This window comes from Dorea chungnamensis (assembly GCF_039832125.1).
Lineage (GTDB): Bacteria > Bacillota > Clostridia > Lachnospirales > Lachnospiraceae > JAFBIX01.
Window position 1 is genome coordinate 25,005 of record NZ_JBDOHT010000007.1, and the last position, 13,601, is coordinate 38,605.

14 protein-coding genes and 1 pseudogene are annotated in these 13,601 nt (G+C 35.8%); 3 read left to right on the forward strand and 12 right to left on the reverse strand.

All coding sequences use genetic code 11. From position 1 onward, the window contains the following. Nucleotides 1-141 precede the first annotated feature (141 nt). The 3 genes from ABE613_RS07625 to ABE613_RS07635 are packed head-to-tail and all read left to right on the forward strand — an operon-like array spanning nt 142 to nt 3,212. Entirely contained in the window at nt 142-618 is a 477-nt protein-coding gene (locus ABE613_RS07625) for a MarR family winged helix-turn-helix transcriptional regulator (protein WP_235233341.1), read from the forward strand. Beyond that, nucleotides 611-1,846 (forward strand): iron-containing alcohol dehydrogenase, encoded by a 1,236-nt coding sequence (locus ABE613_RS07630; protein ID WP_235233339.1) that lies wholly within the window; start codon nt 611-613, stop codon nt 1,844-1,846. Before ABE613_RS07625 ends, ABE613_RS07630 begins: the two co-directional genes overlap by 8 nt. Next, nucleotides 1,833-3,212, forward strand: coding sequence for an aldehyde dehydrogenase (locus ABE613_RS07635; RefSeq protein ID WP_347376074.1), 1,380 nt, complete (start codon nt 1,833-1,835; stop codon nt 3,210-3,212). The genes ABE613_RS07630 and ABE613_RS07635 overlap by 14 nt, the downstream gene beginning before the upstream one ends. Nucleotides 3,213-3,266: 54 nt before the next feature. Here ABE613_RS07635 and ABE613_RS07640 read toward each other — a convergent pair whose 3' ends face one another. The 12 genes and pseudogenes from ABE613_RS07640 to ABE613_RS07690 all read right to left on the reverse strand — a co-directional run bounded on the left by ABE613_RS07640 (nt 3,267) and on the right by ABE613_RS07690 (nt 13,198). Further along, on the reverse strand, nt 3,267-3,494 hold the full coding sequence (locus ABE613_RS07640; RefSeq protein WP_235233336.1) for a tautomerase family protein: 228 nt from the start codon (nt 3,492-3,494) through the stop codon (nt 3,267-3,269). A gap of 155 nt (nt 3,495-3,649) precedes the next feature. Further along, entirely contained in the window at nt 3,650-4,720 is a 1,071-nt protein-coding gene (locus tag ABE613_RS15165) for a DUF7309 domain-containing protein (RefSeq protein WP_420370576.1), read from the reverse strand. A 267-nt stretch (nt 4,721-4,987) separates the two neighbouring features. Continuing rightward, nucleotides 4,988-5,515: pseudogene (locus tag ABE613_RS15170) on the reverse strand (IS1096 element passenger TnpR family protein); the annotation flags it as partial. A gap of 117 nt (nt 5,516-5,632) precedes the next feature. Continuing rightward, nucleotides 5,633-5,908, reverse strand: a complete 276-nt coding sequence (locus ABE613_RS07650) for a DUF2442 domain-containing protein (protein ID WP_347376075.1) — start codon at nt 5,906-5,908, stop codon at nt 5,633-5,635. Between the two features lie 12 nt (nt 5,909-5,920). After that, the gene (locus ABE613_RS07655) at nt 5,921-6,061 is read right to left on the reverse strand and encodes a DUF4160 domain-containing protein (RefSeq protein ID WP_347376076.1); all 141 of its coding nucleotides are present in this window, start codon (nt 6,059-6,061) and stop codon (nt 5,921-5,923) included. A gap of 93 nt (nt 6,062-6,154) precedes the next feature. Further along, the gene (locus tag ABE613_RS07660) at nt 6,155-7,864 is read right to left on the reverse strand and encodes an SWIM zinc finger family protein (protein WP_347376077.1); all 1,710 of its coding nucleotides are present in this window, start codon (nt 7,862-7,864) and stop codon (nt 6,155-6,157) included. Continuing rightward, a complete protein-coding gene (locus ABE613_RS07665; protein ID WP_235233329.1) occupies nt 7,861-8,364 on the reverse strand; it encodes a YkgJ family cysteine cluster protein in 504 nt (167 codons plus the stop codon). The genes ABE613_RS07660 and ABE613_RS07665 overlap by 4 nt, the downstream gene beginning before the upstream one ends. A 311-nt stretch (nt 8,365-8,675) precedes the next feature. Beyond that, a complete protein-coding gene (locus tag ABE613_RS07670) occupies nt 8,676-9,578 on the reverse strand; it encodes an SMODS-associated NUDIX domain-containing protein (protein ID WP_347376078.1) in 903 nt (300 codons plus the stop codon). Beyond that, on the reverse strand, nt 9,571-10,002 hold the full coding sequence (locus ABE613_RS07675) for a type II CBASS E2 protein (protein ID WP_347376079.1): 432 nt from the start codon (nt 10,000-10,002) through the stop codon (nt 9,571-9,573). Before ABE613_RS07675 ends, ABE613_RS07670 begins: the two co-directional genes overlap by 8 nt. After that, entirely contained in the window at nt 9,999-11,174 is a 1,176-nt protein-coding gene (locus ABE613_RS07680) for a nucleotidyltransferase domain-containing protein (protein WP_347376080.1), read from the reverse strand. Before ABE613_RS07680 ends, ABE613_RS07675 begins: the two co-directional genes overlap by 4 nt. A gap of 48 nt (nt 11,175-11,222) precedes the next feature. Then, nucleotides 11,223-11,921, reverse strand: a complete 699-nt coding sequence (locus ABE613_RS07685; RefSeq protein ID WP_347376081.1) for an RloB family protein — start codon at nt 11,919-11,921, stop codon at nt 11,223-11,225. Then, the gene (locus ABE613_RS07690) at nt 11,909-13,198 is read right to left on the reverse strand and encodes an AAA family ATPase (RefSeq protein WP_347376082.1); all 1,290 of its coding nucleotides are present in this window, start codon (nt 13,196-13,198) and stop codon (nt 11,909-11,911) included. Before ABE613_RS07690 ends, ABE613_RS07685 begins: the two co-directional genes overlap by 13 nt. Nucleotides 13,199-13,601: the final 403 nt, after the last annotated feature.

The following is a 13,601-nucleotide window of genomic DNA, read 5'->3' on the forward strand; positions in this document are numbered from 1 at the left end:
TGACCAGGTTTTTGTCTAGGTGGGGACGGGGGAAAATGAAAAAACCCCCGTTCCCACCTGTTGACTAATCAACTTTCTGATGCTATATTCATTATGTTACTTGTTGATTTGTCAACTTCTATATTAAGGAGATGATTCTCAATGCTTGAAAGATTTGAAATGCTTACGCTTGGTACCTCGCAGATATACAAGGATATCCAGAAGATTAAGAAGGCTCGTATGAATTCTCTTGGATTGAAAGGAACACATGCCATGTGTATCTATTATCTGCATCAGAATCCGGAGGGTCTTACTGCTACAGAACTGTGCAGTCTCTGCCGGGAAGACAAGGCGGGGATTTCCCGGATATTAGCGGATCTTGAGCGTCATCATTTTATTGAGTATGACCAATCTGGCACGGGGAAAAAATATCGAACCAAAGCGGTGTTAACGGAAGAAGGAAATGAATATGCATCGAAAGTAACTGATTTAATTCTTCACGCAACACTGATGGGAGGCAAAGGTCTTAGCGATGAAGACCGGGAGGTTTTTTACCGTGTCTTATTCCAGATTGCGAATAATCTAGACAAGCTATGTGAAGAATTAGAACAACAGCAGAAAGGATACGATTATGAATAAACTTAAAAAACTATATTGTAGAACGTTTCAGACTGCCTTTAAGATTGCACTGCCATTTCTTCCATATCGCAAACCAAAGATTGTGGGAAGTGTGAAAGCGTTGCCGGATTTTATTAAGAAGAAAAAATGTGACCATGTGCTTATTATTACGGATGCCGGCATTATGAAGCTCGGCCTGACGAAGCGTCTGGAAAACGCACTGTTCGAAAATGACATTGCCTACACCATATATGACAAGACGGTTGCCAATCCAACGACTGACAATGTTGCAGAAGCTCTGGAATTGTATCAGACCAACGGCTGTAATGCGCTGATCGGATTCGGGGGCGGTTCCAGTATGGACTGTGCCAAAGCAGTCGGAGCCAGAATTGCAAAACCGAAGCAGTCTCTGGCAAAAATGAAGGGAATCCTGAAAGTACATAAGAAACTTCCTCTTCTAATTGCCATTCCTACAACTGCCGGAACTGGAAGCGAGACCACCCTGGCTGCTGTTATCACAGATGCAGAGACCCGGCACAAGTATGCAATCAATGATTTTCCACTAATCCCGCGTTATGCAGTATTAGACCCAAAAGTTACGTTAAGTCTTCCACCATTCATTACTGCGACAACCGGTATGGATGCTCTGACCCATGCTGTGGAAGCATATATCGGCAATTCTACTACGCCTGGCACTCGAAAAGATGCTCTTTTAGCTGTAAAATTAATTTTCGAAAATATCGATATCGTGTATAATGATGGTAAAAATGTGGATGCACGAAGGAATATGCTCCACGCTTCATTCTATGCCGGATGTGCATTTACCAAATCTTATGTTGGATATGTCCATGCAGTCGCACATTCTCTTGGCGGAGAATATAATGTTCCGCACGGACTTGCAAATGCAATCCTGCTGCCATTTGTATTAGAAGCTTATGGCACCAGCATTCATAAAAAATTATACCGTCTGGCTCTGGAAGCCGGAATCGTAGAAGAAGGAACTCCATACGATGAAGCAGCAAAAGCATTTATTGATGCCATCAAAGATATGAAGAAGCGCTTTCACATCGGAGATACAGTAAAAGAAATCCAGGAGGAGGACATTCCAAAACTGGCACATTACGCTGACAAAGAAGCAAATCCTCTTTATCCGGTTCCAGTATTAATGAATGCAGAAGAATTAGAGGATTTTTATTATCTCTTGATGGAAGAAGATATAGAGGAGGAAGCTGATCATGACAGAAACTGAGATTAAAAAAATCGTCCAGGAGCAACGCACCTATTATTATACCGGCGCAACTCTCAGTATTGACGCCCGCATCCTGGCATTGAAAAAATTAAAGGCCTGTATTCTAAAACACGAAGCAGACATCAACGAAGCAATCAAAAAAGATCTTGGAAAAAGTGCATTTGAAAGCTATATGTGCGAAACCGGACTTGTGTTAAGCGAAATCAGCTATATGCTGAAGCATATTCATTCATTTGCCAGAGAAAAGGCGGTGCATACTCCTCTCGCTCAGTTCCACTCCAGGAGCTATAAAAAGCCATCTCCCTATGGCGTAGTTCTGATCATGAGCCCATGGAACTATCCATTCCTTTTGACTATCGATCCACTGGTCGATGCTATCGCTGCCGGTAACACTGCAGTACTGAAACCAAGTGCTTATTCTCCTCACACCAGTGAAATCATCCAGGCAATGATCCAGGAATGTTTTGATTCAAAATATGTTGCTGTCGTAACGGGCGGGCGGGCTGAGAATACCTGCCTGTTAAGCGAACATTTCGACTATATCTTCTTTACCGGAAGCCAGGCAGTCGGTAAAGAAGTCATGCGGCAGGCTTCTGCTCATCTAACGCCGGTCACTCTGGAGTTAGGCGGCAAAAGTCCTTGTATCGTAGATAAAGATGCCAACCTGAAGCTTGCAGCAAAGAGAATTGTCTTCGGTAAATATCTGAATTGCGGCCAGACTTGTGTTGCTCCTGATTATATTTACTGCGAACGCTCGGTCAAAGACCGTCTGGTCAAAGAAATCAAGAAACAGATTCAAAAGCAGTTCGGTAAACAGCCATTAAACAGAGAAAATTATGGAAAGATTATCAACGAAAAGCATTTCGACCGGATTCTTGGACTTATGGATTCTGCCAAGATTGTATATGGCGGGAACTTTGACCGTGCCACTTTACGTATTGAGCCTACAGTAATGGACAATGTCACCTTTGGCGATGTCGTAATGCAGGAAGAGATCTTCGGTCCGATCATGCCGATTCTGACCTATGATTCTCTAGATGAAGCCATCCGTAACATCAATGCAATGCCACATCCATTGGCATTATACATTTTCACAAATAATTCGTACGTAGCGAAAAAAATCACTTCCCGCTGTGGATTCGGTGGAGGCTGTATCAATGATACCATCATCCACCTGGCTACCAGCGAAATGGGATTCGGCGGATTTGGAGAAAGCGGCATGGGCTCTTATCATGGCAAAGACGGTTTTGATACCTTCTCCCATTACAAGAGTATCATAGACAAAAAAACATGGCTGGATCTTCCGATGCGATATCAGCCATATAAAAAACTCAACAACAAATTAATCCATATTTTCTTAAAATAATCTATAAACATATTCTAAAACAGCCTCCCAGATAATCACCGGGAGGCTGTGCTATTATTTAAAATTAATATAGTCTGAATCAAATACAAGTTGTTCTTTCTGAAAACTTGCTTTTGTTGCTGCTTCAAACTCTTCTGGTGAATATTCTTCCATAGATACCGAGATATCGCTTTCTTTCCAGACTCCGGACTCCTCAGCCAGAGCTTTTCTTACTGCCTTTGCAAGCTTTTCCTTCATCTCTTCACTTTTTCCGGCATATAATTTTACGTTGATATGTGGCATATCATTTCCCTCCTTTAATTTCCTTCTCAATTATGAGAATCTTAGATTTGAGCCGTAATATCAATTACCTGATACTATATTTCCGCTTAAATAGATTTTAACACAATTTTTCTTTTTAATATATAGAAATCTCCAACTAATTTATTATCCATACACTACAGAAAATCTTTCATCCCTTTTTTGAATTCATCTAATGCCTTTAACCGCTTAACTCTGCGAAGTTTAATTCCACATACATCACAAATCTGTTCAAGACCGGCCTCTACCAATATGTTGGATACCCGAATTTCATCAGGCGCACCGCATTGTAAAATAAATCCAACGATTTCTTCTGCTATAGACGCAACCGCATCTTCTTTCGGTTCCTGTAGTTCACATCTTAGCATCATTCCCGACGAGGCATCTGCAATCATGTACATCGCTGGATTCGCCGGTCGGCCATATTCTACATCATTGATTCGAAATCCTGGTATAGAAACATCTATCTCTAATATCATCTTACACTTTGGTGCCCGGGATAAATCAGCAAGCAGCTCTTCATCTGTTATGATCAGATTCCGAAATTGGAATGACACAAACGGAAGAGGTTTTGCACTAAGCTCCCAAGTCTTTTTATCCGCTTCAAACTCCAAAGAAAGCATATTACCTTTTTCAAAATCTACAGACATCTTCTGTTTTTCATATTGTTCTAAAGCAACTTCCAGATCTTGCAGATATTCTGTCATTCGAAGCACTTCATCCTGATTGAAATTATATGGGAAATATCCAGGTTCAAAAGACAGAAAATACAGCCACTGATTTTTCCCTCTATATTTATACCCCAGTTCTTTTATAATCTTTCTCTGCTCATTCGACAGCTCATCTCTGTTCCCCCAATAGCACGTCAGATTTCTCTGCGAAAACATCACATAATCAACCGGAAGGTTCAACTGTTCCTGCATCGTAAGCATCATAAAATCATTGAGTCCTTCATACCCTTCATACACCACAATTCCATAACAATCACCACCACGGCCAAGGATGCTGAAAAATGTAGTATCTTCTTCAGCACCATTTCTGATTCCAATGATATCCATATCCCAGAATTTTTTCCAGGGTTCTAGTTTTTGAATTCTCGTTGCCGTTTCATATAATTCTTTCCATTGTATGATTGTTGCTTCTTTCCTGCCCTCTTCATATGGCACAAAATCTCCAGAATCTTCAAAGTTTTTCTCTTCTTCATCCATGCTACCATCTGGCACAAATTGATCTGGATAACGGTTACTTCCTTCATACCCACAGACACCCATTCGCGGTGAATTACATACTGGTAAGAAGAAGGTATCTTCTCCTATATCAGCTTCGTCCAGACATTCATTACACCAAAACGGATTACCTTCATACACTCCTTCAGGGTCCACCCACTGTGCCACATTACTTCCACATTGACTACAAAGAATCTGAAGTGGATTATTCCGCGATAACAAGGTGATCTTTTCTGATTTTCTAGCTGCCACATAATAATCATGCACATGGATCACCAATTCTGTTGTAGAGCCAAAATCATATTCATAATTTATTGAATCACCAACAATAAGTACGTCTTTCATTTTATAATTCATACTCTTTGCAGGCGATCCCCAAAAGCTATCTGTATCTGGGCAAGACTCATATCTTATTCCCTGAATCTCAAACGCACTAAGATGTCCACAACATTCTACCCAGATATCACGAATAAATGCATCTAAGTCTTTTAATGTTGCTGTTTCCCTTATCTCTACAATTAACCAGTATGCAGAATCATATTTATCTGAGATTACTAATTCAAACCATCCACATCTTGGTTTGCCATTCTCCTGTTCCATTCTTTTCTCTCGGGCCTTACACGTCGGCAAATGCCTGAGCATTCCACCTCTCGTATACTCTTTGCCACAAAATTTACAGACTCCTCTTGTTTGCTTCGCCATATGATTACCTCTCTCTATTTCAATTGTTTTTGTGCGATCTTTTCGAAAGCTTTCTCCTTCGTTCTGTTTAAACATATGTGTGCTGCATACTTGCTACTAACCCACAGCAGCTTATCACAACTTAGCACTTCTCTTCATGGCCAGATATCAGCGATGGTATCTGGCTTTTTGAAAAAGTATTCGGACAAATATTTAAGCAATTTTTTCCTTTACATTTTCTAATTCATATAGCATATCCGGATCCAAATCTAAGCATTTGCTTTCATCTCTGGTTCCAGTGACATCCCAAGCCAATGAATCATTTAATATTGTGCATGCATTCATAAAAAAATCAATATCCTTTAATCGTTCAAAAACCTTTTTTTCTAAGAGATGACTTGCATCATAACAAACTATTTTTCCATCCTCGAAATATACATCTACTTTATAGTCCCTATATGGGATTACCTGCACTACTTTTGGAAACATATTCATCCCCTCTCATATTAAACCAAAGAATTGATTCGATTTAATGGAAGTCCATCTTTGATTTCCATTATATTCTGCGTGAAAGTGTGGTGGATTATGATCTTCATAATACATTGTAACACGAATCTCATAAAACAAAGAAATTTCTGGCATATCTAACACCTCCGTAGCCAATCTTATATATATTACCACACCAGGGGATTTTGCAAAACAATTCTTTTATTTTTAAGCAATTTAAAAACCTGCCTATCGAAGTTCATCCATCATTGCAGTTCTACGTTTGTATTCTCGTCTCCATGTAGCCGCAATATCTTCTGCTACAGTTTTTCCTCCATCACATTTAGATATCTTCTTAAGATATGGCATGAGATATTTATATTTTTTCCTTTCATTCGCCATTTCAGCCGCCTGTTTTAAATAAGCAGAATATATTTTTATTACTCGTTCCGGCATTATTTTGCGCAAAATTTTATCATATGAATCCAGCAGACTAACTTTATTGGAACTCTCTTCAATCTTACTCATCAACTCATCATATCGTTTTTCTTCATAGAGTAACTGACATACAAAATCTTCATAACGGCTTTTCATCACGATATCATCAACCATCTGACTCCATTGATCCGGGTTCACAATACATGCTTTCAACATCTTAACATAGGTTAAATCATATTGCCAAAAAGATGTAACATACCGTATAAGTTCCTCAATATATTCCTCTGTTTTCCCTAATTTATCGTATATTTCTATTAATTGCTCGCAATATTTTTCCAACTGCTCGGTATTACCAGCATCAAGTTCTTTGCTTTCTAACAACACCTTTATAGCTGTATCATAATCATTATTCTTGATTGCCTCTGAGATTTCCAATTCTCGAATCACAAAAAACCTGCGGTTTGCTTGTTTATACTCCTCGATTTGCTCAGCAGTATAGTTCAATTTTTTCATATATTCTATCCTTTTTAATATCGGATTTTCGTATCCGTAGTGAACCGAATATATTTTTCCGCAATCGGATCCCGAACGTTTATTTATGAAATTATCCAGGTTTTTAATCTCTTCTGTTATCTTTTCTTCTGTTGCAAAAAATTCAAACAAGATTTCTTCCATATATTCTTCATAAATATCAATTACGTACCCATCCTGATGCGTTTCGAACCATGATTTCATCTCATTTCTATAAATCTCATCACTTTTTTCAATAATTTGCTTCCAACATTCATAGCAGGAATTTGCAACAAAAGATGAACCTCCATCCGAATCATCCATATCAATATTTCCAATACAATGGAACACCAGATTTGTCAACTCAAATGCTTGTTTTAAACAATTCTTTTCAATTAACAGCATTACCTTCGTATTCAAAAAATAACTTAACTCGGATATGAATTCAGAGGCATGATACCAATCCACATACCCGCCCCTGCTATGTCGATATATAATGTGATCTATTTCTGTCCGAAGTTCCAGCATTAACTTACTATTCATTTTAAATTCATATTGCATTTGCAATTTATGCTTTAATCCTTCATCTACCAAAACAAAGCCGACCAACAATTCTCTTACTTTGTCTTCCGGTATTTTTGAAATAAGCTCTATTACTTCTTCTTTTTCCCTTTGATACCTTTGGAAAAAGTCCTCTCTTTGTAATGAAACCTCTTCTTCTGTATCGTTATCTTCTATTTCAGCATCCTTTCCAGCCAGCATTTCCTCAAACTGAAACAAAACCGCCGCCATGTGTTTGCAATTCCTTCCATCCGCTGCATATGGACAGGAACAGTACATATCTATTACGTCTTCCTCATCCAACGTAATTTGAACATCATATACATCCGCTCCATCTACCCGTGCTATAATTTCGTCATCAGAATAGCTAAAATCTACGACATGACCATCTTCATAATATTCAATCCCTCTGTCTAAAATGTGTTGTCTAAATAATGTATACCATTTCATTTTTTGAACCCATATTCTTTCTTCAGTCTTTCATAGATTTCAAAAGCCACCGGACAAACAGACACAGTATCCAACACACTATATAAGCTCCACAGACGTTCTGGTTGATTCGTATACGGATATTTTTTGCAGCTTTCAGGCTTGCAATCTCCCAATTTACAACTCCCGTCTTCCATCAAAAAATCACATGGTTTATGCTTTGTCTTGTAATTCCCCTCAGAATCTTTTCCGCCTAAATATTGTTCAGCAAAATCTGTAGCGGTTACTCCTAAATACATCGCATCTTTCTCAACATCCTCCTCCGGAATACTTCCATGATACATCTTGCAGCAATTTCTACATCTATTACAATCATATTGTGCAAACAACTCGTCATGCAATTTAAAAAACTGCTCATCCAGTTCTTTTTCATCCGCATTACACTTCAAAAATGTACGAAATTCCAGATTTTCCCTTTCTCTTTTCTGAGCTTCAAATTTCACTTTCCTTGGCGCCAACATTGTTTTTATCCTCTTTCTTATGAAAATAATATTACATATGAACCTGATTACATTCTACCACAGTTCTCACTTCTGATAAACTAAAAACCTCCCAGAACAAATGTCCTGAGAGGTCGTGAAACGTCTTGTGACGTTCTGCGTCGTATATAATTTGTAGTCTCGAACGAATGATTAACGTTTAGGAAACTGTGGAAGCCCATAAAATAAGGCTTTGTGGATATGTATGCTGCATACATGCTGCAAACCCACAGCATCTTATAACAACTGAGCACTTCTCTTCATAGCCAGGTATCAGCAATGGTATCTGGCTTTTAATGTATGTTCACTTTATAAATGCCCTTATCTCTTCTAATTTTTTTTAAATATTGCTCTGTCTCCTCAAGAATTTTAAACGAATGATCCGCTATCACTTCTTTAAGGTTATCCGTGCCCTCTACAATTCCACAATGTTCAATTTCTTCTTTTGTTGCAAAATAATACTCATTACTATCACTCTTTATCAATTCTCTTAATTTATCCTCTTGTTCAGATGTTGGTAATAATTCAACTATATCTGCTAATAACAATTCATAACATCGAAAATGTCTGCTAAATTCTATACTGGTAAAATGTCTACCACAGTACCTATATCGTATCTTTTCAAAATCAAGAATACCTGTAGCAATTAACTCTTCCCGGAATTCCCTCTCTAAACTTTTAACTAGTTCTCTATCTATAGTCTTATCAAATCGTCTCACAAATGATTTCAACTTACTTGCTGGAACAAACATACGATAATCATTCTTAGAAGCAGCGTCAACTGGTATCTTATTATCCTCTGCCAAATAAAAATTATCTTTCAAATAGTTTTTCTCTTTATTTTTAGTTTTATATGCTCCTCCAACAGGCTGATATTTTCCAGTTCCTCTCCCATTACGCACAAGCAAATACTTTCCATCTACTTTTATTCGGAACAAATATGCAAACGAGATTCTAATTGGATCATCTTTTTTTATAATTTGTTTACGCATAAACATTCTTAACTGCTCTTTCCAAGTACTATTATCTGTGCAATCTACAATTGCTGTCACACAAAATTGCACCGTATATGCAATAAGTATTCCCAGTAATGTATTCAACACTGAAATATTATTTTTCTCTGCGTAAAGTATTCCACCAAAAACAACACAAGTAACTACTCCCCAAAACGCAACTCTAATACATTTTTTACTCATTTTCCTTATCACCTCCTGGATGTACTCCACCACCATACCATGTTCCAGTCAATAGCCATAATTCGTAAAACTCTGTCCACTCAATCGCCCAAGGAATATATGATTCAGTAAGCATAATAGAAGAATTCCATTTATCGCTTTCATAATGTGTAAGACATAAACAGGGTAATTCTTTATTATATGCGCCGTGAAATTTTAATCCAAATGTATGAATTTCTAAAGAATTGCTCATATCTATTACTGGACTTACAACATACACATTAGGACTCCCTGTAGCATAATAATCTAATCTTATTTTATATCTTCCATCACGTATCAGAAGCTCCGCTGAGAAACAGTTTCTCTTCTTAGCAACTATCCGGCAACCTTCCAACTTATTTAACTGTAATAGGTTTTTATACATATTTAAAGTTGATTCTTTCATTTAAGCATCCCACCAAAATATGTATGTTTATTATATGATTTTCCTTCTTTTTCAAGCAATACAACATTAGCACCGGTCGCATCATACTTCAACTGACCATTTTGTGCAGACTTTCCAATTTGTTTCCCGTAATTGTCCAACGCAATATCCGTGTCTCTTTGCCCAAAAGATTCATACAAAGATTTTCGTAATTCTTGCGGATTATCTTCAATAAAAGATTCCGGATTATAGATAATATCTGTTTTTGCTTTAACTATCCATTGTTCAAATGCAGTTACTAACTTTGGATTGTCACACCACTTTTTTAAAAAATTTTCCTTTGGATTTGAAGGATTCTCCAAATAATATTCCCCATCATCATTCTTCTTAAGATATGTAGGGAATCTTTCCAACATATTTACAACTGTAAGATATATGTTATCTTTTTCGTATTTTCCAAGTAAATCTTCATATGCCATTGCACAAAGTGTTGTGATAATTATAGAAGATGGCCTGTCGTCTGCATTAGCTCTATCTGCGAAAAAAATATCTCTGTGTCTTTTAAGTATTTGAATTGCTTTCTGTAAAGGTGTTCTCATCTTTGAAAGCTCTAATTCTTCAACTTCTGTTTGACACTTCTCATATAATGCTCTTTGGGATTTTTGCAATTCTTCAAACTGCATTGTCTTTTTAAACCACTCAATATATCCTTTGGGATTACTAATTTCATAAAAATAGCTTTCATCACCATCAAAACGAGCTATGTTAATAGAGGTATCATTAGACATCCCAAATTCTTGCGCACTTGCTATATCCATATGAAACTGTGCCGAATCAGCATATTGGATACGAATACAAGGCTTCTTATTTTCAATTTTCCCTTCATATCTTCCATGGCTTTCCAAAACCTGTAGAACTTCATTTCTTAGTGACTCTGCACTATAGTGAGGCGCCTTTACCAATACTACTAAATCTACATCATATTGTTCTTCATCATTCACGGGTTTTATTACTGTTCCCAATTGAAAAGATCCCTGCGGATATATAGTGACATCCCATTCTTCATTTGTATTCTTAATATGCTCACCTAATGCATGATAAGCCGTCTCAGCTTTTTCCATCATCGTTTGAGTAATATTTAATCCATTAGCTAAATTATCAAAAATCATATTTAATTTTTCTTCTTTTCTCATATAGATTCTCCTTTCTTCAAGCATTGATTCTCTTAATTCCTTCGTATACTATTTACATGAATATTCAATCTCATCCAACAATCGCTCAATCAAAATATGTACCGAAACAGATGGATTCATTTCTTTTATCTTGTCCGGTAGAGTCATACCCGATTCTAACCAATGTTTCTCCAATGATTTTGCATTTTCAACAGCATCTCGAATTCTTTTATTTCCATCATCGCTCAACAACTTCTTTATTGTTCCAACATCAGCTTTTTCTTGGGAGCCATAATTATCAACACCTAAAAATATTTTCATTGTTTCATACATTTTACTTTTTCCATTATTCATTTCTGGTGTGAGAATCATAAAATGCATTACTAACCATGTTTCAAACAACAAATTAGAATAATCTATAACATACTCGTTTTCTGATAAACTCATAAGTCGTAATACTTCCTCAATATTCTCAGGTGCATCGCAATCAAAAACCAAATGTTTTTCATACAAATCATATTTTTTTCTGTTCGTATCATTCTTTAGGAATTCTTCTGCATAATTATATACATGCATGGCATTTCCTTCAGTATTGATTGGTTCTAAAACAATATTAGAATAATGTGCTTTTACATTGTGTTCTAAATATGATTTAAAATAACTCAAATAATTATACTCTGTCGAACCTTCGCAAAATATTAATAAACTACCTGCGTTTTCTGGTTTTGGATTATTTATTTTTCGTTCTCCATTAACTAGTCTTCCCAAGTCCATTCACCAACCATTTCTTTTACTTCTTCCTCGTAATCACGAATTACTGGAATTGCACCATATTTACCATATAAATAATCCTTTGAAAAACTTGCATCGGATCTAGCTCTTATATCTGCTAACGTATATATAGATGATTCTCCTCTCTTATTTTTATCAACAAATGCTATTTCATCTCTTCTGAATTGCTTTCTATTCATTAATGATATATCATGTGTAGTAAATATTAATTGAGCTTTTTTATTCTTTTCACTTTGATATAAATCAACAATAAATTTTGTCAGTACCGGATGTAATCTTGCTGAAATTTCATCTACAATAAAAACGCCTCCTTTATCCATCATATTTAGAATATATTGTATAAATGAGAAATACCTTATTGTTCCTGATGATTCTTCACGTAAATCAAACTCTTCCTGTTTAACAATGTTACCCGCATCGTTATATACATCATGTAATGTTTTTATTTTATATTTCTTTCCGTTTTTACTCTCTACTGGCTCTACTCTTAATCCTGATATACCAATATCTGCAACTCGTAAAAATCTCTCTATTATAGCTCTATACTCTTCATCTTCCAATAGCCTTTTGGATAGAGTTATACCTGAAACCATACCCTTAATACTCGATTCAATAATAACCTCAAAATGAACATTAAAATTCTTTTTTAAATATTCCTTAAAACCATCAACGATACTTTTTACTTCTCCATCAGCAAAATAATCTAATGTCCCAATGTATAAGCGATCGTCCCTTACTTTATCAATTTTTTGTAACTCTTTCTCATACACCTTTCCAAATGTAAGTTCATTTTTAGCTCTATCGAAAACTTCTTTTTCATTTACGAGCAACCATTCGGTTTCAATAATATAATCATTACTCTCCAAATCATCTTTTATCGAAAAACCATACTGATAAGTTGTGTCATTATGATTAAATATTATTTCAAACTCAGATTCTTCTTCAATCTTTTCATTTAACTTAAATGATGTACGTCGAATATCTGGCATTTTTTCTACTTTATCCATATCATCATCTTTATGACCGGCTCCAAAAAATTGATTAAAAATATAACTTTCAAAAAAATAGAGTGCACTTACTAAATTTGATTTTCCACTTGCATTTTTTCCATATATAGCTAATGTTTTTAAAATTTTATTATCCTTCAAATCAATAACATGACTTTTCATATCTTTATAACTGACAGCTCTGAGATCCAGAATAACCTCATCTTTAAAAGATGCAAAATTCTTAATTCTAAACATTATCAACATAAATATCACTCCCTCTTTCACTTTCTATGTATTTACTATACTATTATTTTATCCACCATTCAATAGAAAATTCGTGTTTTTCGTTTTTTTATAATATAAATTTCAATTTTTATTAATTTTTCAATATAAATGTTCGTGTTTTTCGATTTTGTTGTTTTCACATCAAAAAATACTCTAACTTTAACAACAAGTTAGAGCATTTCCATTGATTAAAATACGGTTATTCTCATTTTCCCGTTGATTTAACAATTATTTTCTCTATTACTAACCTCTATAGCATTCTTTGTCTTTTTAACCAACGTAAATGTTTGGTATAGAATCAGCCCATAGATAGCCCTTTCCAATACTAATCAAACTGTGGTGTTCATTGATAAATACTGTTCTGAATATGTATATCCATCTG

Bases quoted from the DNA above. Each gene is read 5' to 3' on its own strand.
- ABE613_RS07625 (WP_235233341.1), top strand. From the start codon at position 142: ATGCTTGAAAGATTTGAAATGCTTACGCTTGGTACCTCGCAGATATAC.
- ABE613_RS07630 (WP_235233339.1), top strand. From the start codon at position 611: ATGAATAAACTTAAAAAACTATATTGTAGAACGTTTCAGACTGCCTTT.
- ABE613_RS07635 (WP_347376074.1), top strand. From the start codon at position 1,833: ATGACAGAAACTGAGATTAAAAAAATCGTCCAGGAGCAACGCACCTAT.
- ABE613_RS07640 (WP_235233336.1), bottom strand. From the start codon at position 3,494: ATGCCACATATCAACGTAAAATTATATGCCGGAAAAAGTGAAGAGATG.
- ABE613_RS15165 (WP_420370576.1), bottom strand. From the start codon at position 4,720: ATGGATGAAGAAGAGAAAAACTTTGAAGATTCTGGAGATTTTGTGCCA.
- ABE613_RS07650 (WP_347376075.1), bottom strand. From the start codon at position 5,908: ATGTTTCCAAAAGTAGTGCAGGTAATCCCATATAGGGACTATAAAGTA.
- ABE613_RS07655 (WP_347376076.1), bottom strand. From the start codon at position 6,061: ATGCCAGAAATTTCTTTGTTTTATGAGATTCGTGTTACAATGTATTAT.
- ABE613_RS07660 (WP_347376077.1), bottom strand. From the start codon at position 7,864: ATGAAATGGTATACATTATTTAGACAACACATTTTAGACAGAGGGATT.
- ABE613_RS07665 (WP_235233329.1), bottom strand. From the start codon at position 8,364: ATGTTGGCGCCAAGGAAAGTGAAATTTGAAGCTCAGAAAAGAGAAAGG.
- ABE613_RS07670 (WP_347376078.1), bottom strand. From the start codon at position 9,578: ATGAGTAAAAAATGTATTAGAGTTGCGTTTTGGGGAGTAGTTACTTGT.
- ABE613_RS07675 (WP_347376079.1), bottom strand. From the start codon at position 10,002: ATGAAAGAATCAACTTTAAATATGTATAAAAACCTATTACAGTTAAAT.
- ABE613_RS07680 (WP_347376080.1), bottom strand. From the start codon at position 11,174: ATGAGAAAAGAAGAAAAATTAAATATGATTTTTGATAATTTAGCTAAT.
- ABE613_RS07690 (WP_347376082.1), bottom strand. From the start codon at position 13,198: ATGTTGATAATGTTTAGAATTAAGAATTTTGCATCTTTTAAAGATGAG.